Origin of the sequence: Coxiella endosymbiont of Amblyomma americanum (assembly GCF_000815025.1) — a bacterium.
In the GTDB taxonomy this organism is placed as follows: Bacteria; Pseudomonadota; Gammaproteobacteria; order Coxiellales; family Coxiellaceae; genus Coxiella.
On the sequence record NZ_CP007541.1, the window covers coordinates 88514 to 111130 of the forward strand.

Below are 22617 nucleotides of genomic sequence, written 5' to 3' on the forward strand. Positions count from 1 at the left end.
GAATATACAATATTGTATTATCAAAATTGATTTATTTTTAGAGGTATGTTGTTTATGGAAGTTTTGGTAGGACGTAAAGCACCTGATTTCACAGTTCCGGCAGTTTTGGCAAGTGGTGATATTGTGGAAGATTTTAACTTATATAAATCTATAAAGAATAAATACGGATTAGTTTTTTTCTATCCTTTGGATTTCACTTTTGTCTGTCCTTCTGAGTTGATTGCTTTGCATCATGCAATTAATGATTTCTATGAACGCAATGTGGAAATAGTTGCTATTTCTGTAGATTCTCAGTTTGCCCATTATACTTGGCGTAGCATTCCTGTAGAAAAAGGTGGCATTGGGAGTGTTAGTTACACTTTAGCTTCGGATGTTTCTCATAGTGTTTGTCGTAGCTACGGAGTTGAATATCCACAAGATGGTGGAATTGCTTTGCGAGGTGTTTTTTTAATTGATAAACAAGCAATAGTTCGATCTCAGACCGTAAATGATTTCCCATTAGGTCGCAGTATCTCAGAAATCCTACGTGTGATAGATGCTCTACAATTTACTGAGAAAAATGAAAATATAGTCTGTCCAGCAAACTGGAAGAAAGGTGACGTTGGTATTCAAGCTTCTCCAGAAGGTGTTGTAAAGTACTTATTAGCGACGAATGCTTCTTAATTTTTAAAGTTTATTTAGTTCTTTTTTATTGGTTTCCATATGCATCCGAGTCTGTTAACAATATAACAAAATAATTCGGACGCACATTTCGCATCATAAATAGCAGAATGTGCTTCCCTTTTATCAAAAGGGATACAAGCTTCGCGTAATGCTTTGGCCAACACAGGTTTACCAAATACGGTGGCTGCTAGTGTAGCGGTATCAAAACAGATGAAAGTATGAAAAGGAGATTTTTTTACCTTACAACGTTTCATAGCCGCATGAATGAAAGATAAATCAAAATGGGCATTGTGTCCTACAAGTACTGCTCGACGATAGTTGTGTACAGCTACGGCTTTTTCTACAAATACAAATAATTCCTGCAGTGCTTTTTCTTCGCTAATAGCGAAGCGGAATGGATGGAAAGGATCAATACGCGTAATCTCCAGTGAGACTGGGTCTAAAATAGAGTTTTTAAATGGTAATATGTGACGAGCGAATAACTTCCCAGAATAAATCTTTTTCTTATGGTCCATACCGATTAGAATAGCAGCTATTTCTAGCAAAGGATTTTTAAGAGGTTCCAATCCACCAGTTTCAATGTCCACTACAACTGGAAGATAGCCACTAAATCTTTCTTTTAAAAGAGACGCTGAATGAGAGTCGTTTTCGATCATGTAAAGCTTATTATGTTTTAGATAATTTTATCAGAAAAAACTCATTTGCCAATTTAATGTTTTCCCTGCTAAAAATGGTATTACAACATCCGTACCAAAAGGTAAGAATGGAACCACTTTCCAAGCTTTTTTGACCAAAGTAATTTTTTTAGTATTCAATGGTAATTGATAAAATTGTGCACCGAAGTGACTAGAAAATCCTTCTAGTTTATCTAACGCGTTGTAACGGTCAAACAGTTCTGTATAAATTTCAATGGCAGTGGGGGCGTTGTAGATACCTGCAGCCCCATAAGCCGATTCTTTCTTTATTTTTGAATGCGGAGCACTATCTGTACCTAAAAAGAATTTTGAATTACCGCTAATAGCTGCTTTAATAAGTGCTGTTCGGTCTGTACGTGTTTTTAATACCGGAAAACAATAATGATGGGGGTGAAGACCATTTTTCAATAAGTGATCTCTCGTAAGTAAAGCATGATGAGGAGTAATCGTTGCCGACAATGTCGATTTGGTCGTCTCAGTAATAAAGTCTACTGCTACTTTAGTAGAAATATGTTCCAAGACTATCCGCAAACTCGGAAAACGTTTAATTAAAGGTATTAATTCTTGTTCAACAAAAACGGCTTCTCGATCGAAAATATCGACGGACGGATCAGCAGATTCTCCATGAAGTAATAAAGGTAAATCTACAGATTGTAGCACTTCTATAATAGAATACATTTTCTGTAGAGTTGTAATTCTAGTTTGAGAATGCGTAGTTACCCCTGTGGGGTATAGCTTACAAGCAACGATAAAATTTGACTGTTTAGCGGCTCTAATTTCTTCTGAAGACATAGTATCGGTAAGGTATAGTGTCATTAAAGGAAAAAATGTTATGTTATGTGGGATATACTGTTTAATTCTTTTATAATAAGCCTTAGCTTGAGCTACTGTTACGACTGGTGGCATTAGATTGGGCATGATAACTGCTCTTTCGAATCGGAGAGCAGTATCTGTTACAGTTCTTGCAAGATACACATGATCACGCAGGTGACAATGCCAGTCGTCCGGTCGGATTATTGTAATTTTCTTCACTTTTCTTATTTACTCAATGAATTTAATCAAGCCACCTCTGACATCAAAAACCCTAAGGGACAAATCTCCAAATTAAGGTAATATTCAAGAAGAAAAAAGAATTTTTATCGGTTAATTATGATTATGTTATTAATTTTCTAGTATTTTGAGAGATTCACTTATTATATTAACGCTTTTCTTGGAAGAATTATAGGATTAGGTGAATTTATCATTGATAAAATGATTTTATAGGATATTCACATAAGTCGTTAATGAAACATGCAGAACATTTAACTAAGCGAGCGGTACATATGTAGCGTCCATGTAAAACAAGCCAATGATGAGCATTGGGCAGATATTTTTTAGAAATTACCTTCATTAATTTATTTTCTACTGATAATGGTGTTTTCCCTATGGCTAGTCCAGTACGGTTCGCTACACGAAAAACATGCGTATCAACTGCAATAATAGGATATCCAAAAGCAGTGTTTAAAATAACGTTTGCTGTTTTTCTGCCAATACCGGGAAGTGTTTCAAGTTCTTTGCGTGTTTTAGGTATCTGTGAGTTATATTTTTCTACTAATATTTTGCAAGTCTCGATAATATTTTTAGCTTTAATATTATATAAACCAAGAGATCTGATACGATTTTTTAAGTTATCCTCTCCAAGGTCTAGGATTTTAGAGGGTAGGTTTGCTATTTTAAATAGTTCTTTTGTGTTTTTATTGACTTTCTTATCTGTAGTTTGAGCAGATAACATTACTGCAATTAGCAGCTCAAACCTAGAGTTGTAATTTAATTCTGAAGTTGGGGTAGTATTGCGCATTTTGAAGCGACGAAAAATTTCTTCACATTCGCTGTGATTCACGATGCTTTCTTTTTTGGTGATATCGAGCTACGGCGATTCGAATAGCTGCTTGGCGGGCTTTTAATGTTATTCTTTTTGACATAACAAGCTCTTCTTGAGATTGAAGTTTCTTCTTAGATTGATTTCTTAATCTCCTCTTGCGTTTTTCATAACGAATACGCCATTCATGTGAACGAGTATTCCATGCGTACAGGGGATTTTTTATAGTAGAAAGAGTTTTTATTTCAATACAATTCATTGGACAAACCGATAGACACCGCTCACATCCTGTACACGCATCTGTAATTATTGTATGTGCTAGCTTCGATGCACCAATAATAGCATCGGTAGGGCAAACCTGGATACACTTAGTACATCCAACACATTCTTCTTCATGAATACTCGCTATGGTTGGTGGCTTTGCTTTTTTTTTCATTTTCTTTACATACAAATTCGGATTTTTCTTTACGCAAGTAGCTATACCCACAAGCGCCTCAATGCCACCTGGCAAACAACGATCTATAGAAGCTTCATTTTTTATAATGGCAATAGCATAAGGACGACAAGCATCATAACCGCATAAACCACATTGAGTTTGTGGCAATAGATTGTTTAGTTTGTCAATAAGCGCTTTTTTTGCTTTGTTCATTGTTATTACCACCCACCGTATTACTACTGTTTTAATTTATCAATGACTTCTTTAGTTATTCTTTGTATTAGCGGCTTAAATGGATTAATTGGTTGATTAAGTAATGGTTTTCCTAAATTTATAAAATTTAATTCACCGCAATTAAGAAATACTTCTACTTTCTTTGCTATTTGTGGTAAGACGGGTTTTAAGTAAGTTGTTAGAATTTTAAATAAATTTAACCCTTGTGTACATATATCTTGTACGTGCTTTTTTTGATTAGGTCTTTTTATTAGCTCCCATGGCTTTTCTCTATCAACGTATTGATTAGCTCGATCAGCGAGAGCCATGATTATACGTATAGCTTTATGATAATTTAAAGCTTCATAGTGTTCTAAAATATTTTTTTTAGCTGCTATAAAGTACTTATATAAAGAGAGTTCTGGTAGCATGTCAGATAATTTACTTTCCTGGTTTTTATTAATAAAGCTCGCGCACCGACTAGCCAAGTTAATATATTTACCAACCAAATCGGAATTAACACGTTGAGTAAAGTCTTCTAGATTAAAATCAATATCTTCAATTTGGGAGCTAAGTTTATAGGCAAAATAGTACCGTAAGTATTCTACATTTAAATATTTTAAATACTGACGAGCAGTGATAAATATACCTCGAGATTTTGATATTTTTTGGCCATTAATGGTTAAATAACCGTGCACACAAATTTTAGTTGGTAATCGAAAGCCTGCGCCAGTAAGCATGGCTGGCCAAAAAAGGGAGTGAAAATAGATAATATCTTTTCCGATAAAATGATATAGTTCGGCTAAACTTTCTTTGCCCCAATAAAAACTGAAATCAATCTCAGAACGTCGTTTAGTAAGGTTCTGAAGACTAGCCATGTAGCCAATAGGAGCATCTAACCATACATAAAAATATTTATCAATTAAACCAGGAATGTTAAAACCAAAATAGGGAACATCCCGCGAAATATCCCATGCTTTAAGGCCATTTTTAAACCATTCTTTTAATTTATTTGCAACCTGTGGTTGTAAATGGTCTTCGTTAATCCAGTTCTGTAGAAAACTGCTATACCGGTTTAAAGCAAAAAAATAATGTTTTGAGTACTTTTGTATGGGTTGAGCGCTAGAAAGAGTAGAAACCGGATTAATTAATTCCATAGGATTATACGTAGAACCGCATGATTCGCAAACGTCACCGTACTGATCCAGTGTCATACAATGAGGACAAGTTCCTCTGATAAAGCGATCAGGAAGGAATATATTTTGTATAGGATCATAAGCTTGTGCAATAGTTTTCGCAAAAACATCACCTTTAATTTTTAATTGATTATAAATAGATTCTGATAATATACGGTTTTCAGGAGAATGTGTTGTGTAAAAGTTGTCAAAACTAATTAAAAAATCAGTAAAATCTCTGATGTGTTCTGTTCGCATATTAGTTGCTAAAGCTTCGGGAGAAATACCAAGTTTTTTAGCAGCAATCATGACAGCAGTTCCGTGAGCATCTTCTCCGCAGATATAAATGCATGAATTTCCAGAGAGACGATGAAAACGAACCCAAATATCGGATTGTATATACCCCACCATGTGGCCTAAATGAATAGGCCCATTAGCATATGGAAAAGCAGCGGTAACCAGAATATACCTTTTGTTTATATGCATATAAACAAAATACTATACCTATTTTGTTAGTAATTTGCATCTTAAAATTGTTTAATATAGTATCTTTAATACTTTATATCTTACAAAAAAATGATTGAATTTTTTATTCACGACATTTAGGGGACATTGTATTAACATTAACAATTCGTTGCAGTATAAAAAGAGCAGTTACTTATGATTAAAAGTACCATTGCTATTGCTGCAGGAAAAGGGGGTGTTGGAAAATCAACGACAGCTGTTAACCTTGCCATCGCTCTTTACAAAAAAGCAGGAGCTAAGGTAGGTCTGTTAGATGCCGATATCCATGGGCCAAGTCAGCCTATTATGTTAGGCATTCACGAAAAACCACGGATCGACAGATCTAATAAAAAAATTATTCCTCTTCGTAAATACGGTATTCAAACAATTTCCATGGGTTATCTGACTGATGCACACACTCCGATGGTGTGGCGTGGTCCCATGGTGAGTCAAGCGCTATTTCAGCTGATTTATGAAACGTTGTGGGAGGACCTTGATTTTCTTATCTTAGATCTACCCCCAGGTACAGGAGATATACCACTAACTTTAGCTAAAAAGATCCATCTCACTGGGATTATTATTGTCACTACTCCTCAAAAAGTGGCCTTAGTTGACGCAAATAAAGCGCTTGTAATGTTTAGAAAGTTAGGAATTCCTATTCTGGGTCTTATTGAGAATATGGCAATTTATAAATGTTCTTTTTGTAATCACGAAGTAGCTATTTTTGGAAATGAGGGTGGAAAAAGGATGGCTGATGCCAATAGCATTCCCATTTTGGGGAAAATACCTCTTGATATTGTTATTCGTAAAAATTCGGATAGAGGAACACCAATAGTAATTTCAGATCCAAATAGTTCCATAGCAAAAATCTACGAAAATATTGCCTTCACGTTAATAGAACAGTTATCTTCACACTAATAAAATAATCGTAATATGAAGTTTTCTAGTGTTTATCGTGGAAGAGGGTGAATTGAATGTCAATTAAATCAGATAGATGGATTCGTTATATGGCAAAATCCCATAAAATGATTTGTCCTTTTGAGTCGAATCAAGTTTGTCAAACATCGTCTGGAATAGTAGTGTCTTATGGAACTTCAAGTTATGGGTATGATGTTCGTTGTACAAATGAGTTTAAAATTTTTACTAATATTAATACTTCTATTGTTGATCCAAAAAATTTTGACAGAAGTGGTTTTGTGGATTTAAAAACAGACATTTGTATTATTCCACCCAACTCGTTTGCTTTAGCTTGTACAGTAGAATATTTTAGAATTCCGAGAAACGTATTGACGATTTGCTTAGGTAAATCTACTTACGCTCGATGTGGGATAATAGTTAATATCACACCTCTAGAACCCGAGTGGGAAGGACATGTTACGTTAGAATTTTCTAATACCACTAATTCACCCGCTAAAATTTATGCCCATGAAGGAATCGCGCAAATGTTATTTCTAGAATCTGATGAAATCTGCGAAGTTTCTTATAAAGATCGTAGTGGAAAATATCAGGGACAACAAGGAATAACTCTGCCAAAGTAACGATAAAAGATAAAGCTTGTTTTTATTTTGAAAAATGATGTGCACTTTGTTAACACAACTTTTATTAATACAAATTATGGTTTTTAGAAGAAGCGTTTACTTTTTTAAGATTATCCTCTGTCTTTAGTAAAAGATGGGAGAAGTTTATGGTGAAATATATTTTTGTTACTGGAGGAGTGGTTTCTTCTTTAGGAAAAGGTATTGCTTCAGCTTCTCTTGGAGCAATTCTTGAAGCACAAGGTTTTAAAATTACTTTTTTTAAGCTCGACCCTTACATTAATGTCGATTCTGGCACTATGAATCCTTTCCAACACGGTGAAGTATTTGTAACAGAGGATGGAGCAGAAACTGATTTAGATTTAGGACATTATGAACGCTTCGTTAATATCACCATGACGCGAAAGAACAATTTTACAACAGGAAAAATTTATGCTGATATCATTAGAAAAGAAAGATGTGGTGGATTTTTAGGTAGAACTGTTCAGGTTATTCCTCATATTACAGATGAAATTAAGAAAAGAATTCGTGAAGGTGCTAGAGGAGTGGATGTTGCTTTAGTGGAAATTGGAGGGACTGTTGGAGATATTGAATCTTTACCTTTTCTAGAAGCTATTCGACAAATGCGTATAGAATTAGGAAAAAAGAATACACTATTTATTCATTTAACTTTAGTGCCTTATATTTCTATTTTAGGGGAAATTAAAACTAAACCTACTCAACATTCGGTAAAAGAACTTCGGTCTATTGGTATTCAACCAGACATTCTAATATGTCGTTCTGAAAAGCCATTATCCAAGTCTGATCGAGAAAAAATAGCTTTATTTACTAATGTAACTGCCAAGAATGTTATTTCTCTGTTGGACGTAGAATCTATTTATGAAATTCCTTTAATTCTACATGATCAAGGATTAGGAGACCAAATTTGTGAAAAATTAAAAATAAATGTCGCTTATACTAATTTAAGCGATTGGAAAAAGATAATAATAGTACAAAAAAATCCTCTTCACTTAGTAAGTGTTTCTGTAGTTGGAAAGTATGTGGATCTTTCGGATTCTTATAAGTCTTTAAATGAAGCACTTATACATGCTGGTATTCATACAAATACGCGAATTAATATTGAATACATTGATTCTGAAGCGATTGAAACACATGGTACGTGTGTATTAGAAAATACCAACGCTATTTTAATACCAGGAGGATTTGGCGCAAGAGGTATTGAGGGAAAAATTTTAGCAGCGCGTTATGCAAGAGAAAACAATATTCCTTATTTGGGAATTTGTTTAGGAATGCAAATTGCAGTAATCGAGTTTGCTCGTAATAAAGCCGCTATGCAAAATGCTAATAGTACAGAATTTGATCCAAATAGTCCTTATCCAGTTGTAATATCAGTGAAAACATGGTCAGTAAAGGAAGACAACGTAATGATTGAGAAGCCCACAATCTGTAATAAAGACTTTTTTTTATATGGAACTATGCGATTAGGTGGGCAGATCTGCCGACTTAAGCCTCAGACATTAGCACGACAACTCTATGGGAAAGATGTTATTACAGAGCGACACCGTCATCGCTACGAAATTAATAATGATTGGATTAGTGAACTAGAGAAAAAAAATTTAGTTATATCAGGACGTTCAATTGATAATCGTTTTATAGAAATCATTGAATTATCCAATCATCCCTGGTTTTTAGGATGCCAATTTCATCCTGAATTCACTTCTACTCCTCGCAGAGGACATCCGCTTTTCATTGACTTTATTAGATCTGCATTAGAAACAAAGTATAAAAATACGAAAACTGTTTAATAATGCATCTCTTATTCCCGTGTGCCGATTTGGTATTAAAGATGAGTTATTTGTTATAATCCATATTGTGGAAGTATAATTTGCTTATTACAATGTATTATGTTGTTAAAATACAATAAAGAAAATAAAACTATAATGATTATCTATGGGTTTTTTGATATCAGGTTTTTACTTAGTTATCTTTTTGTAGGATTTTGAATTGCGAAATGTATTATGAAAATAATTGATTTTGAAATAGGTTTAGATAAACCATTATTTTTGATCGCGGGACCTTGTGTAATAGAAAGCGAACAACTTGTCCTGGACGTAGCAAGTGAACTTAAAGAAATTACTCAGAGTTTACAGATGCCTTTTATTTTTAAGACTTCTTTTGATAAAGCTAATCGTTCTTCTCATTTGAGTTATCGAGGTCCTGGTATCGATAAAGGACTAAAAATTCTCGAAAAAGTTAAACAAACGATTAAAGTACCAATTTTAACAGATGTGCATGAAGATACTGCATTGGATGAAGTGGTTGCTGTTGCGGACGTTTTACAAATTCCTGCCTTTTTATGCCGACAAAGTAATTTTGTTTTCAGTGTTGCAGGCTGTGGTAAACCTGTTAACATAAAAAAAGGCCAATTTTTGGCACCATGGGATATGAAACAAGTAGTAGCTAAAGCATGGATGACAGGGAATAAAAAGATTATGATATGCGAGCGAGGATATACTTTTGGTTATAATAATTTAATTGTTGATATGCGGTCTTTGGCTATTATGCGTGAAACCACTTGTCCAATAGTATTTGATGTTACGCATTCTGTGCAGTTTCCTGGAGGAAGGGGTGTAAGTTCTGGAGGGCAAAGTGCAATGATTCCTGTTTTAGCTCGTTCTGCAGTTGCGGCTGGAATTTCTGGAATTTTTATGGAAGTTCACCCAAACCCTGATAAAGCGTTAAGCGATGGATCTATTTCGTGGCCATTGAGTATGGTTCAACCTTTATTAAAGACGTTGCAGATCATCGATAAAATTATTAAAAAATCTTTCCTTATAGAAAAGAATGCAATTATTAAAAACTTTGAAGATTTTGTAGATTAAGGAAAGAAAAGAGACATTAAACATGCAAGATTTTCGCTGTTATGGCAACTATAATTACTGATGTTAGTGCTCGCGAGATTTTAGACTCTCGTGGCGATCCTACGATTGTAGTGGAAGTTGTTCTTTCTTCTCGTGCACGAGGTTATGCTTCCGTACCTTCTGGAGCTTCGGCTGGTGCAAATGAAGCTATAGAATTACGTGATCACGATCCTGGTCGTTATAGGGGGAAAGGTGTGTTGCAAGCAGTGAATAATGTAAATGGGCCTATCCGAGATTCTCTATTAGGTCAAGACCCTGGATCACAAGAAGATATTGATCGTATTATGATTGAATTGGATGGCACGGAGAACAAGGCTAATTTAGGTGCTAATGCTATTCTTGGTGTATCTTTAGCGGTAGCTTACGCGGCAGCTGATGATGCAAATCTGCCTTTATATCGCTATTTAGGAGGTGATGGTCCTTTTAGTATGCCAGTTCCAATGATGAATATTATAAATGGCGGAGTTCATGCAAATAATAATTTGGATTTTCAAGAATTTATGATTGTTCCTTTAGGGGCACCAAATTTTTCAGAGGCCTTACGCTGTGGAGCTGAAGTTTTTCACGCATTAAAGCATCGTTTAAAATCCAGAGGATGGATGACTTCTATCGGAGATGAAGGTGGTTTTTCTCTGGACTTGCCGCGAGTTGAGGAAGTATTTGAACTAATTTTAGAGGCTATTGAAGACGCTCATTATATTTCCGGAAAAGATATTTACTTAGCTCTTGACGCAGCAAGTTCAAAACTTTATCAAAAAGGATATTATTTCTTCGAAGGTAAAAGACTTACTAGTGAAGCAATGATTGGTAACTATGTAAAATGGATAAAAAAATACCCGATTGTTTCTATTGAAGATGGTCTTTCTGAAAGAGATTGGTCTGGTTGGGAATTGTTAACAAAATATCTTGGAAAGGGAACACAACTAGTAGGAGACGATATTTTTGTTACGAATGCAAAAATTCTCGAGGCAGGCATCAAAAGCGGTGTGGGAAATGCTATTCTAATTAAGTTTAATCAAATTGGAACTTTGACAGAAACATTAGCCACTGTAGGTTTAGCTAAGAGTGCCAATTATGGTGTTATTATTTCTCACCGTTCCGGTGAAACAGAAGATACCACCATTGCTGATTTAGCGGTGGCTACTACCGCGGGGCAGATAAAAACAGGTTCTTTGTGTCGATCTGATAGAGTAGCTAAATACAATCGGCTCTTGCAAATTGAACGTGAACTTAAGGAGCAAGCACCTTATGCCGGAAGAATGGTCTTTCCATTTAAAAGGGAAGATTGCAAATGCGATTAATTGTTTTTATACTTTTTTCTCTACTCATCTTTCTACAGTATCAATTGTGGTTTACATCGGGGGGTGTTTTATCGACTTATTTTCTTTGTGTAAATCTTAAGCATCAGATGTTTGAAAATAAAAAATTAGTAGAGCGCAATGTTTTTTTAATGTCTGATATTTGTAATTTGAGATACGATAGTCGAACTATAGAAGAGCACGCTCGAAAAGATTTAGGAATGATAAAGAAAGGTGAAGTGTTTTATAAGATTTCTACTCTTTATTCATAGTGGATTTTACGACTATTTGTCGTCAGATTTGGTGTGAAAATGTTAACATCGTTTTTATGAAAAGAATATCCTTAGATAAAAAATTGCATTTACTAATTTCTAATGATGATGGTGTATATGCGAAAGGATTATCAATTTTAGTTGATACTCTAAAAAATCTAGGTCACATTAGTGTCTTCGCACCAGATCGAAATCGTAGTGGTTCAAGTAATTCTTTGACTTTACATGCTCCATTACATATTAAGAGTTTAGAAAACGGCATGATTAGTGTAGAAGGAACACCTACTGATTGTGTACATTTAGCTATTACTGGTGGAATGTTACAGAAAATTCCTGACATAGTAGTAGCTGGGATTAATGATGGACCTAATTTAGGAGATGATGTTTGGTACTCCGGGACAGTCGCTGCCGCTATGGAGGGACGTTTTTTAGGTATTCCTGCACTGGCGGTTTCGTTAGTAGGAGAACGGTTTTTTTATCATGAGACGGCAGCTAAAGTAACGAAAAAGTTAATTAAATATATTATGAAAGATTCTTTATTTGCTACTAATGCGATATTGAACATTAATGTACCGGATTTACCTTATCATAAATTAAAGGGTTTCAAAGTTACGAGATTAGGCGCTCGGCACAAATCTGAACCGATAATTCGACAGATTGATCCTCGCGGTCATCCTATTTATTGGGTAGGAGCAGTTGGGGCTGAACAAGATGCGGGCCCTGGAACAGATTTCTTTGCTATCAACAATCAATGTGTCTCCATTACTCCATTGCGTGTAGACCTTACTTGTTATGAAGCTTTTGATCAACTAGTCGCTTTGGTTGAGGAAGCTTCTTGGGAAAACTCTGAAAATTAGGCAGCCCTTAATTTTTAGGATTATTTGATTTAAGTGTAATAATTAAAAAGAAGGTTGGAAAAACAAATCTTCTACTGATTTTTAATCAGTAGCTAGTAGCTAAACTTACAAGATAAAATGAAACCTAATACTAATAAAACTAATCTATTGCAGAAATATTATAAGATAACTCAATCAGATTTGCCATTGTCGTGCCCGATGATGGGGAAAAATATTTGGAACAAACATCCTAAAATTTATTTACCTATTGAACAAAAAGGCTATTTTGTATGTCCTTATTGTGGAACTGAATATTTTTTACAAGGCTTGGAACGGTTGAAAAAAGAATGTGATTAAAACAAACATACTATTCATTTTTTTTAATTACAATAAATTCTAAATAAAGTTCAAAATGCAGTTTGTCAATATGCGGTTATATTATACAGATGTACAAGCCTAATGATAATTGCTAAAACTGCCCTTGCATATAAAGCAGCTATTATATCATCAATCATGATACCCCAACCACCTCTAATTTTTCTTTCAACCCACTTGATAGGCCAAGGCTTCCAGATATCGAATGCACGAAATAGAATAAAACCCACCGCAATACAATACCAGTTGTTAGGTATCATTATTGAAAAAAACAAAAACCCAACCATTTCATCCCATACAATGTTTGGATGATCGGTAATCTCAAAACCACGACCAGTGATGTCGCAAATGATCACTCCAAAAATAAAAAGAACACATGTTGTAATGCTATGGATCAGTGGAGAAAGTTGACATAAAAAAATAAAGGGCAACACCTAGTATCGTACCACATGTACCTGGCATCCAAGGTATTGTTCCAACTCCAAACCCACAAGATGTAAATTTTATTATTTGAATGATGCGAGAAATCCATATTTTTTTTTTATTAATCATAACGTTTTACTAATCTAGAGTTTTATTGGTCGTGTAATTGTTAACAATAACGCTACTCTGTTCTAAAAATCGAACATTGAAGAAAGCAGATTTTTAAAGCATGTTCCTAATTAAAATAAAACAAAGACACGAATTGGTAAATTATATCAATTGTATAAAAGAGAATCTATATGCAAACGGGATTAAGAGGCGATTTAAAGTTTTCTAAACAGAGGTCGTAAAAATTTTTGGAATAGTAAAAACAATCAACTTTTGACAACAGTATTCCTCTCAAAATTTCATTAATGCTTTTAAAATGTTATGAAATTTTACATTAGCCTTGATAGCGATTATATTTTTTAATTGGTTTGGCGTTTCTTTCTATAAAATTAATAATCATACCAGCGATATCTTGTCGAGTAATGGTTTCTATTCCACGCAGGCCTGGGGATGCATTTACTTCAAGTACTAATGGACCACGTTTTGACCGTAACAAATCAACTCCAGCTACATTGAGCCCCATAGCTTTGACAGCATTAATAGCAATTTCTCTTTCTTTCGGAGTAATTTTTATTAATTTTATCGTTCCTCCTCGGTGAACGTTTGATCTAAAATCGCCGGACTGTGCTTCTCTTTGCATAGCTGCAACTACTTTATTATTAATAACAAAACAACGTACGTCTCGTCCTTGAGTTTCTTCAATAAACTCCTGAATAATAATGTTTACTTTTAATCCTAAGAAAGCTTGTATTACACTTTCTGCTGCTTTTTTAGTTTCAGCTAACACTACACCAATTCCTTGTGTACCTTCAATAAGTTTAATTATTAAAGGTGGACCTCCTACCATTTGAATAAGGTCATCAATGTCATCAGGAGAATGGGCAAAGCCGGTAATAGGTAGATCAATTCCTTTTCTAGAAAGAAATTGGAGTGAACGAAATTTATCTCTGGATCGAGTAATAGCTATCGAAGAATTGAGACAGAAAATACCCATCATTTCAAATTGGCGAACTACAGCTGTTCCATAAAAAGTAACAGAAGAACCAATACGGGGAATAATAGCGTCATAGGCAGCTAATTTTTTTCCCATGTAGTGAATAGTAGGTTTTTCGTGGATTAAACTCATGTAACAACGCAATGTATTAATGATCTTAACTTGATGTCCTCTTGACCAGGCCGCTTCTTTTAAGCGCTGTGTAGAATATAGTTTCTTCTTAGTGGATAATATTATAATTTTCACTGCACTTCGCCCTTTTGACTTGCTAAAAATGATTGATTAGGATTGATAATGGTATTTTGCAGAGCTGATCGTCCTAGTAACATTCGAAAACCCATTTTATCGCGATTAGTAAGTGTAATTTCTATAGGCCAACATCTATTACCTAGAATGATGTTTGTTTTAATGGTATAGCGAAGTTCTTTATGTCCGCTAGAATTAGTTATAAGTTTTTGTCCTAAAATATCATCTGTCTTACAAGAAATTACAACTTGATTGTTTTTTTCTACAGGAAACAATTGAAAATGCAAGTAGTTGTTTTTTCCCTCTTTAATTATATTTATAGAAGAAGCGTGTAGAGCTGAAGTCTTGGCACCAGTATCAATCTTAGCTTTTATATGATTCACTCCAAGATCGGGAAGAGTAAGCCATTCACGCCAACCAATAATTATTAAGGATGTGTTCAAAAATCACTCATTTAATCATAAAAAATTATCTAATCATAAAATAAAATATAGAACAATAGAATATAAGAAACATAATTGCATTGTTATAGATGCTATCTGTATTATTAAATGATAGTATATAACTAAGTGGTTTCCTTTAGGTAGATAATAAATAACAGGGCCCATAGCTCAGTTTGGTTAGAGCAATCGACTCATAATCGACAGGCCCCAGGTTCGAATCCTGGTGGGCCCAATAATGTCATCTTTTTAAAAAAGGTTGTCTTTCATATTTTGAATTCGTCTCTTAGTTACTCGAAGTGTTTGTAGTGTTTCAAAAAAACGTGGTTTGCAAGTGTACAAGCTGATAGAACAACTGCTCTATAACTATTACTTTTTTTAAAGCAATAATATTTTTAATTAAGTGTAGAAAATGTAGATACTATTCTTCGGTTTCAAGAAAACTATATAATTTTTCAGCACGGCTGGGATGACGTAATTTGCGTAATGCTTTTGCTTCGATTTGTCGTATTCGTTCTCGAGTTACGTCAAACTGTTTACCTACTTCTTCTAAAGTATGATCAGTATTCATATCAATCCCAAAACGCATGTGCAAAACTTTGGATTCACGTGGTGTTAAAGTAGACAAAATATCTCGAATTGCTTCTATTAAGCTAGCTGAAGTTGCAAAATCGATAGGTGATTCTATGTTTGCATCTTCAATAAAATCACTAAGATTAGAATCTTCATCTTCACCAATTGGTGTTTCCATAGAAATAGGTTCTTTAGCGATTTTTAGTACTTTTCTCACTTTTTCTTCTGACATATCCATATGACGACCTAATTCTTCTGGAGTAGCTTCTATACCAGTTTCTTGAAAAATTTGCCGACTAATGCGATTAAGTTTATTTATAGTTTCAATCATATGCACAGGAATACGAATAGTACGCGCCTGATCGGCAATCGATCGAGTAATTGCTTGTCTAATCCACCAAGTGGCATAGGTTGAAAATTTATAGCCTCTGCGATATTCAAATTTATCTACAGCCTTCATTAAACCAATGTTTCCTTCTTGAATTAGATCAAGAAATTGTAATCCGCGATTAGTGTATTTTTTTGCTATAGAAATCACTAATCGTAGGTTAGCTTCGATCATTTCTTTTTTTGCGCGTCGTGATTTAGCTTCTCCAATCGCAATACGACGGTTGATTTCTTTAATTTCCTGAATAGTTAAATTACTTTTTTTTTCTAATTGTGCTAAGTTTTGCTGAGCGCGATAGACATCTCTACTATAGAATTCTAATTGTTTGCTTTGTTGCTGATTTTCTTTCTTATATTTTTCTAACCAACTCATATTGGTTTCATTATAAGGAAAAGAAGCTATAAATTTTTTTCGTGATGTATTTGCTTTTATTACACAATAATTCATGATTAACCGTTCGTAGTGATGCACTTCTTTTAATAGATAACGAAGTCGCCCAGTGAGTTGATTAAACTGTCGCATAGAAAGCTTAAAAGTAGAAAAGTACTCTGCTAAGTTCTTTTGATTCTTCAGAGTAATTGGTGCTGTCTTGCCGTAGCTTTTAATTGCTTGTAAGTAACGATCATATAGTATTTTTAGCTCTTCTATATGCTTTTGTGTTACTATTGGATCCGGTCCGTTGTCACCGACAAACTCATCTGAAACAGCACTATCTTCGATACCACTGACTCTTTCGTACATAGAAATATCACCTTCTTTAGAAGTCTCAAAGAGAGGAAATAGTTTTTCTTCATCAAAGAAATCAATAAGTAAATCGCTTAGGCGACCTTCAGAAGTTATTATACTTTCGTATTCCCTAATAAAACTTTCAATGAGTTTAGGGTATTGAACCATAGCTCCCATCACCTGACGAATTCCACTTTCTATTTTTTTAGCAATGACAATTTCACCTTCACGTGTTAATAATTCCACACTACCCATCTCTCGCATATACATGCGCACGGGATCCGTAGTTCTTGTTTCTGTTGCTAATACTTCTGCTACGTCTTCTTCATCATCCGATTGAGAATCGTCTTCTAGAAGCATAGAATCTGCGTCAGGGGGAATTTCGAACACCTTTATGCCCATTTCAGTAAGCCGACTAATAATTCCTTCCATTTGCGCAGGATCGGTATAATCGTTCGGGAGAAGGTTGATAAGATCTTCGTGAACTAAATATCTTTTATTTTTAGCTTCATCTAATAAAGCATTGAAACCTGAGTGTTGTATTTCAGAGATGTTTTCTTCCAATTGAGCAGCAGTTGATAAAGTAAAAGACATTCCGTCTTTAACTCCCCATGTTTGTATAGAAGAACTTAGATTTTTTATTGCTTTTTCTTCTTTAAATTTTTTCATTATCCCGACTTTTTTAATTTTTTCTTTATTTTTCATGTTTTGCATACTTATCTTGTCTTTTTTCAAAGCATTTTTCCTATGATATATTGTTGGTATTTATTACTTGATGATTTTTAGTTTTGGTATTACCAAAGTTAGCAGCTTAATTAGTGTATCATCTTAATATAGAAAGATTGCACTTCTTTTAAGAATAACTGCACAATCTGATTAAGTGAACAACAATCTATTTCTGTCATACGTTATAAGGTCAGTTAATTATTTCTTCAAGCTCTTGCTTCTTTAAAAGCTGCAATGTTTTTTCTTTTTCTATTTGATTTTTGAGCCGTTGAATGGCATCTTGAAGTTCAACAGCTAAATTATCGATTGATAAACGAGATCCTTCGAACAAACGACGTCCAACTAAATCCGCGATTAATTGACGTTCTTGAGAATTAATCCATAAGCCGAGTAATTCAGCAGTTGATTTGATTTGTTTTTCTTTCAAAAATTTAATAACTTTAACAAGCAATTGCGTATCTGGTCCATTACTAATGGCGTCAACATCCTTCAAAGCTAGATTAACTAGTGACGGTGTTTGAGCTAAAATAGATATCGCATGATGAGCTAAAGAAAGTATTTGAGAAAATAAACGATAATATCTAGTTTCTTTCTTTGAATTATCTTCGACAAGCGAATAAATTTCACTGAGTTCAATCGATAAATATTTGGCGAGTTTATCAATAAGAAGTTGATAAAATAAGCCTTTCGGCATTTTGCTAAGGTGTTCCAGAGCCTTTTTAGCAAAATGAATTTTATTAGCGATAGAATATAATGGAATTTCTCTTTTTAGAAGATCAAAGAATACATCACTCAAAGATAGGGCTGCTTTTATTCTTTCCTCAAAGGCATGTTTACCTATCTTTCGAATTAAGCTATCAGGATCTTCTCCTTCAGGTAAAAACAGGAAGCGAATGTCGATACCATTGTGCATTAATGGTAGACTTTCTGTGATGGCTTGCCAAATAGCTTTTCGTCCAGCGCTGTCGCCGTCAAAACAATAAATGATTTCATTGGTGTATTTGAGTAACTTTTTTAAATGTTTAGCATTAGTGGACGTACCTAGTATGGCAACAGCATAAGTAATTTGATGTTGATGCAGTGCAATAACATCCATGTAGCCTTCTACAATTAAAAATTTTGGTAGATTAGTCTGTTTCTTATTGGCTTCGTATAATCCATACAATTCATTACTTTTATGAAAGATTGGAGTTTCCGGTGAATTCATATATTTAGGCTGATCGTGTCTGCTTATGGCTCGTCCTCCAAAAGCAATGACACGACCTTTAATATCACGAATAGGAAAGATGATACGATGACGGAAACGATCGAAGTAAAAATGATTTTTCTTAATAAGTAGTCCATTTATAATAAGTTGATTTTTAACTGTAGGATGTTCGGCAAATGTCTTTAAATTCTCCCAACTTAAAGGTGCATATCCAAGAGCAAATTGTTTGGCGATCTGGCCTGTAAGTTTGCGTGTTTTTAAATAGTTAATGGCAATAGGCGAACGTTTTAATTGCTGTCGATAATAACGGGCAATTTTTGACAAAAGATCAGAAAAATTTTTCAGTTCAAATGATACCGATGGATGGATTGTTATTGGAACCTTGAGGCCAATTTTAGAAGATAACTCTTTGATAATTTCGATAAATTCAGTGCGATCAAACATCATTAAAAAATTAATAGCATTTCCACTCGCTCCACACCCAAAACAATAATAAAATTGTTTTGTAGGACTAACAGTAAAAGATGGTGTTTTTTCATTATGAAAAGGGCAGAGTCCTAAATAATTAGGACCTTTTTTTTTTAAATTTACGCGTGACTGAATTAACTCCACAATGTCAACACAGGATAATAAATCTTGAATAAAAGATTGTGGGACATGTCGCATAATACTTTTTTCTAGATCTAATTATATTAAAAATCATTTTCTATGGGAAAGTTTTAACACAACACAATGGGAAAGTGCAAACGGATGTTTTCAATAACAAGGAAAAGAAAAATTTATATTCGTAAGGATTTATTATCTATATTATGAGATCTTTTTATTATTTTTATCACTGTGTCATTATAAATCAATATTATTACGACCACATCAGGTGTCGCGTTCTTTCACGTTCCATTGCCTCTCTTTCTTTTTGCATTTTCTTTATGTAAAGTTTAACAGCAGCGGCCCGTTTTCGTTTTCTTTTACTCGTTGGTTTCTCGTAGTATTCAATTTGACGTAACTTACTAAGAATTCCAGCTTTTTCGCACGCTCGCTTAAAACGTCGCATAGCGACGTCGAAAGCACTGTTTTCAGGTACCGTTATCATCGGCATTTTCTATAATCCTCAAAACCGCTCATGATAATAGATTTTAAAAAAGAATACAATCTCGGATTGTTCTAGAATTTTTTTAAGTTCGAATAAAGCGGATGAAATGAGAGGACTGGTAAACATCATGCGAATTAAATCTAAAATTGGAGAACATAGAAGCTATTAAAGATCTCTGTGGTATTATTCATAGATAATATTTTCATGTTAAAAAAGGAAAGGACGATTACAGTATTATAAATATATCTTCTAGTCAAAAGACCTATATATCGGAGTAGTTTTTTATAAAAGATTTTAGCTATATCAATCTGTAAATAACTTTGATTTAAGAAGAGAACGCTTCGTGTTTTATCTTATTTTCTTTTATACTTTTTGGCCCTGTGGTATACCGATGAATAAAATAGGTTAAGGAGAAATGGCGGTGGAGTGGCAATAAAAAATTCCTCGTAATGAAAAAATTAGTTGCTCCGTGAATTTTAAAACTATTATGTTGTTGAAAATAATTTGAAATACCAAATTCTGCATAAATCTCCTAAAATAGTATCTAAAGGTAGTATTATTCTCTTTATTTCTGCTGTTTTGGCTTTAATACTTGATAATACATCATGGTGTGTTTATTACGAAACCCTATTTAATTCACCATTAAGCGTTCAGCTAGGTGCACTACAATTATCCAGGTCTTTACTATTTTGGATTAACAGTGGATTAATGACTGTTTATTTCTTACTAATAGGGTTAGAAATTAAACGAGAGATATTATATGGAAAGCTTAAGAGCTTTTCAAAAGTGTTTTTACCTGTAATAGCAGGACTTGGAGGAATACTTGTTCCTATTATAATCTACATTGCTTTTAACTGGAAAAATACCCTCTCTTTAAGAGGATGGGCGATTCCTACTGCCACTGATATTGCATTTTCATTAGGTATGTTATCTTTGGCAGGTAATCGTTTGCCTATCAACTTAAAAATATTTTTAACGACATTAGCAGTTTTTGATGACATTGGTTCAATTTTTATTATTGCCATTTTTTATACGCATCATTTTTCTTTAATTTTCTTGCTAAGCGCAGGATGTTTTTTAGGGTTATTGATTTTACTAAATCGATTACATGTGACAATGACTACAATTTATATCCTAGTTGGTATTATATTATGGATTTGTGTTTTAGAATCTGGAATTCACGCTACTTTAGTGGGTATTATTGTAGCTTTTACAATCCCGGTTTGTAATCGGAAAGATCGTCAAGTTTCTTCATTACATAATTTAGAGCGAGTATTACAACCATGGGTAACGTTTGGAGTATTACCAATATTTGCTTTTGCAAATTCCGGCATTTCTCTTACACGCATAGGATTAGAAAGTTTATTTAGTCCTATTACATTAGGCATTGCCTTAGGTTTATTTCTTGGAAAACAAATTGGAATTTGTTTGGCTTATTCGCTTGGAATTAAAGCTTTCAGTTGGATTCAACCTATATCATTATTCCATAAAAAAGATAACATTGATTGGCGTTTTCTCTATGGAACAAGCGTAATAGCAGGTATGGGATTTACCATGAGCTTACTCATTAGTACTATAGCATTTGGTGACATTGGGCAAAGTTACTCCAGCATGGCACGATTAGGGGTTATTATTGGTTCTTCATTGTCCGGGATATTTGGTTATTTAATTTTAAGCCTTTCTTCTTATCGTGAATATTCCTCTTTTAAGAAATTAGAAAGTTAATTAATGGATGAAATATTCTATAAGATAAAGTTATTTTCGTATTTTTTATAAAAAATTAAGACGATTATTAATCTTATTTGTTAACATGAGATACTCAAATTACATATTTTTTTGCGTAATGCAGTTAAAAGATTAAAAATCAAAATATTTAAAATATTTAATCAATCTTTAATAGAAAGAGTTGTTTGAGAAGAGTGAGAAGGGAAGGATACGGATAATTTATTAAAATGATGGTAAGCTTTTTCTGTAGCCATACGGCCTCTAGGTGTACGAAAGATGAGGCCTTCTTGAATTAAATAGGGTTCAACAACGTCTTCTATAGTTTCTCGTTCTTCACAAATAGCTGTCGCAAGATTTGCGATTCCAACTGGACCACCTTGAAATTTTTCAATAATGAAATACAGCAATTTTTGATCAATCAAATCTAAGCCAAGAGCATCAACATTTAATAAATTGAGAGCTTTTTTAGCAATATTTTCAGTGATAACTGTAGAAGATTGAACTTCTGCAAAGTCACGCACTCGACGAAGCAATCGATTTGCAATACGAGGAGTACCTTTCGAGCGACAAGCAATTTCTTTAGCACCATTTTCTTCTATAGATGCTCCTAACATTTTAGCTGATCTTTTTACGATACGCACTAAATCATTAGTGCAGTAAAATTCCAGACGCTGTACAATCCCAAAGCGATCACGCAAAGGAGAAGTTAATAATCCAACACGGGTAGTAGCACCAACTAAAGTAAAAGGTGGTAAATCTAATTTTATTGAACGAGCCGAAGGTCCTTCACCAATGATAATATCCAATTGAAAATCTTCTAGAGCGGGGTATAGTATTTCTTCAATGGTTGGATTTAACCGATGAATTTCATCAATGAATAATACATCGTGTGGTTCAAGGTTTGTAAGTAGAGCAGCTAAATCACCTGCTTTTTCTAGTACTGGTCCTGAAGTTTGTTTCAAACTTGCCTGCATTTCACGAGCAATAATATGTGCTAATGTTGTTTTTCCCAATCCAGGTGGCCCAAAAATTAAAACATGATCTAATGTTTCTTTTCGTTTAATTGCTGCGCGAATAAAAATATCCATCTGTTTTTGTACAGATGTTTGCCCTATATATTCACTTAATCTACGTGGACGGGAGACGAAATTTTCTACCGTATTTACGCTCTCAACTTGATTGATCATATA

The 22617-nt window shown here is 34.0% G+C and carries 22 protein-coding genes and 1 tRNA gene; 11 read left to right on the top strand and 12 right to left on the bottom strand.

Features of this window, described 5'->3' with window-relative positions; all coding sequences use genetic code 11:
- Positions 1–54: 54 nt before the first annotated feature.
- Entirely contained in the window at positions 55–663 is a 609-nt protein-coding gene (locus Z664_RS00380; RefSeq protein ID WP_039669787.1) for a peroxiredoxin, read from the top strand.
- Between the two features lie 14 nt (positions 664–677).
- Here the strand turns inward: Z664_RS00380 and Z664_RS00385 are convergent, their stop codons facing one another.
- The 5 genes from Z664_RS00385 to metG all read right to left on the bottom strand — a co-directional run bounded on the left by Z664_RS00385 (position 678) and on the right by metG (position 5526).
- On the bottom strand, positions 678–1316 hold the full coding sequence (locus Z664_RS00385) for an exonuclease domain-containing protein (RefSeq protein ID WP_407641456.1): 639 nt from the start codon (positions 1314–1316) through the stop codon (positions 678–680).
- A 33-nt stretch (positions 1317–1349) separates the two neighbouring features.
- Complete coding sequence (gene pyrC, locus Z664_RS00390; RefSeq protein ID WP_039669789.1) at positions 1350–2390, bottom strand: dihydroorotase; 1041 nt, start codon at positions 2388–2390, stop codon at positions 1350–1352.
- A gap of 208 nt (positions 2391–2598) precedes the next feature.
- Positions 2599–3237: an endonuclease III gene (nth, locus tag Z664_RS00395; protein ID WP_039669790.1), complete on the bottom strand. Its 639-nt coding sequence runs from the start codon at positions 3235–3237 to the stop codon at positions 2599–2601.
- Positions 3218–3865: an RnfABCDGE type electron transport complex subunit B gene (locus Z664_RS00400; protein WP_039669791.1), complete on the bottom strand. Its 648-nt coding sequence runs from the start codon at positions 3863–3865 to the stop codon at positions 3218–3220. The genes nth and Z664_RS00400 overlap by 20 nt, the downstream gene beginning before the upstream one ends.
- 23 nt (positions 3866–3888) lie before the next feature.
- On the bottom strand, positions 3889–5526 hold the full coding sequence (gene metG / locus Z664_RS00405; RefSeq protein WP_039669792.1) for a methionine--tRNA ligase: 1638 nt from the start codon (positions 5524–5526) through the stop codon (positions 3889–3891).
- Positions 5527–5700: 174 nt separating this feature from the next.
- Here metG and Z664_RS00410 point away from each other — a divergent pair, with 174 nt between their 5' ends.
- From Z664_RS00410 to Z664_RS00445, 8 genes are all read left to right on the top strand, one after another.
- Positions 5701–6462, top strand: coding sequence for an Mrp/NBP35 family ATP-binding protein (locus Z664_RS00410; protein WP_052246301.1), 762 nt, complete (start codon positions 5701–5703; stop codon positions 6460–6462).
- Between the two features lie 56 nt (positions 6463–6518).
- Positions 6519–7082 (top strand): dCTP deaminase, encoded by a 564-nt coding sequence (dcd, locus tag Z664_RS00415; RefSeq protein ID WP_039669793.1) that lies wholly within the window; start codon positions 6519–6521, stop codon positions 7080–7082.
- Positions 7083–7228: 146 nt separating this feature from the next.
- Positions 7229–8884: a CTP synthase gene (gene pyrG, locus Z664_RS00420; RefSeq protein ID WP_039669794.1), complete on the top strand. Its 1656-nt coding sequence runs from the start codon at positions 7229–7231 to the stop codon at positions 8882–8884.
- 213 nt (positions 8885–9097) lie between these two features.
- On the top strand, positions 9098–9961 hold the full coding sequence (gene kdsA, locus Z664_RS00425) for a 3-deoxy-8-phosphooctulonate synthase (RefSeq protein ID WP_039669795.1): 864 nt from the start codon (positions 9098–9100) through the stop codon (positions 9959–9961).
- A gap of 41 nt (positions 9962–10002) precedes the next feature.
- Positions 10003–11301: a phosphopyruvate hydratase gene (eno, locus tag Z664_RS00430; RefSeq protein WP_039669796.1), complete on the top strand. Its 1299-nt coding sequence runs from the start codon at positions 10003–10005 to the stop codon at positions 11299–11301.
- Positions 11292–11570 (top strand): septum formation initiator family protein, encoded by a 279-nt coding sequence (locus Z664_RS00435; RefSeq protein WP_039669797.1) that lies wholly within the window; start codon positions 11292–11294, stop codon positions 11568–11570. The genes eno and Z664_RS00435 overlap by 10 nt, the downstream gene beginning before the upstream one ends.
- A gap of 83 nt (positions 11571–11653) precedes the next feature.
- Positions 11654–12427, top strand: coding sequence for a 5'/3'-nucleotidase SurE (gene surE / locus Z664_RS00440; protein WP_039670171.1), 774 nt, complete (start codon positions 11654–11656; stop codon positions 12425–12427).
- Between the two features lie 117 nt (positions 12428–12544).
- Positions 12545–12763 (top strand): zinc-finger domain-containing protein, encoded by a 219-nt coding sequence (locus Z664_RS00445; RefSeq protein WP_039669798.1) that lies wholly within the window; start codon positions 12545–12547, stop codon positions 12761–12763.
- A 65-nt stretch (positions 12764–12828) separates the two neighbouring features.
- On the opposite strand, the gene Z664_RS03060 is transcribed toward Z664_RS00445, so the two are convergent.
- The 3 genes from Z664_RS03060 to Z664_RS00460 all read right to left on the bottom strand — a co-directional run bounded on the left by Z664_RS03060 (position 12829) and on the right by Z664_RS00460 (position 14995).
- Positions 12829–13215 carry a phosphatidylglycerophosphatase A family protein gene (locus tag Z664_RS03060; protein WP_084588722.1) on the bottom strand — a complete coding sequence of 129 codons (387 nt, stop codon included), beginning with the start codon at positions 13213–13215 and terminating at the stop codon, positions 12829–12831.
- Positions 13216–13646: 431 nt separating this feature from the next.
- Entirely contained in the window at positions 13647–14552 is a 906-nt protein-coding gene (gene rimK, locus Z664_RS00455; protein ID WP_039669799.1) for a 30S ribosomal protein S6--L-glutamate ligase, read from the bottom strand.
- On the bottom strand, positions 14549–14995 hold the full coding sequence (locus tag Z664_RS00460) for an ATP-dependent zinc protease family protein (RefSeq protein WP_039669800.1): 447 nt from the start codon (positions 14993–14995) through the stop codon (positions 14549–14551). Before Z664_RS00460 ends, rimK begins: the two co-directional genes overlap by 4 nt.
- Before the next feature lie 157 nt (positions 14996–15152).
- Here Z664_RS00460 and Z664_RS00465 point away from each other — a divergent pair.
- Positions 15153–15227, top strand: a tRNA-Ile gene (locus tag Z664_RS00465).
- A gap of 186 nt (positions 15228–15413) precedes the next feature.
- Here Z664_RS00465 and rpoD read toward each other — a convergent pair.
- From rpoD to rpsU, 3 genes are all read right to left on the bottom strand, one after another.
- Positions 15414–17273 (bottom strand): RNA polymerase sigma factor RpoD, encoded by a 1860-nt coding sequence (gene rpoD, locus Z664_RS00470; RefSeq protein WP_439895523.1) that lies wholly within the window; start codon positions 17271–17273, stop codon positions 15414–15416.
- Between the two features lie 322 nt (positions 17274–17595).
- The gene (dnaG, locus tag Z664_RS00475) at positions 17596–19278 is read right to left on the bottom strand and encodes a DNA primase (RefSeq protein WP_039669801.1); all 1683 of its coding nucleotides are present in this window, start codon (positions 19276–19278) and stop codon (positions 17596–17598) included.
- Positions 19279–19471: 193 nt separating this feature from the next.
- On the bottom strand, positions 19472–19708 hold the full coding sequence (gene rpsU / locus Z664_RS00480) for a 30S ribosomal protein S21 (RefSeq protein WP_039669802.1): 237 nt from the start codon (positions 19706–19708) through the stop codon (positions 19472–19474).
- A gap of 498 nt (positions 19709–20206) precedes the next feature.
- Between rpsU and nhaA the strand changes: the two genes are divergently transcribed.
- Positions 20207–21427, top strand: a complete 1221-nt coding sequence (gene nhaA, locus Z664_RS00485; RefSeq protein ID WP_052246304.1) for a Na+/H+ antiporter NhaA — start codon at positions 20207–20209, stop codon at positions 21425–21427.
- Positions 21428–21588: 161 nt separating this feature from the next.
- On the opposite strand, the gene ruvB is transcribed toward nhaA, so the two are convergent.
- Positions 21589–22614, bottom strand: a complete 1026-nt coding sequence (ruvB, locus tag Z664_RS00490; RefSeq protein ID WP_039669803.1) for a Holliday junction branch migration DNA helicase RuvB — start codon at positions 22612–22614, stop codon at positions 21589–21591.
- Between the last annotated feature and the right edge of the window lie 3 nt (positions 22615–22617).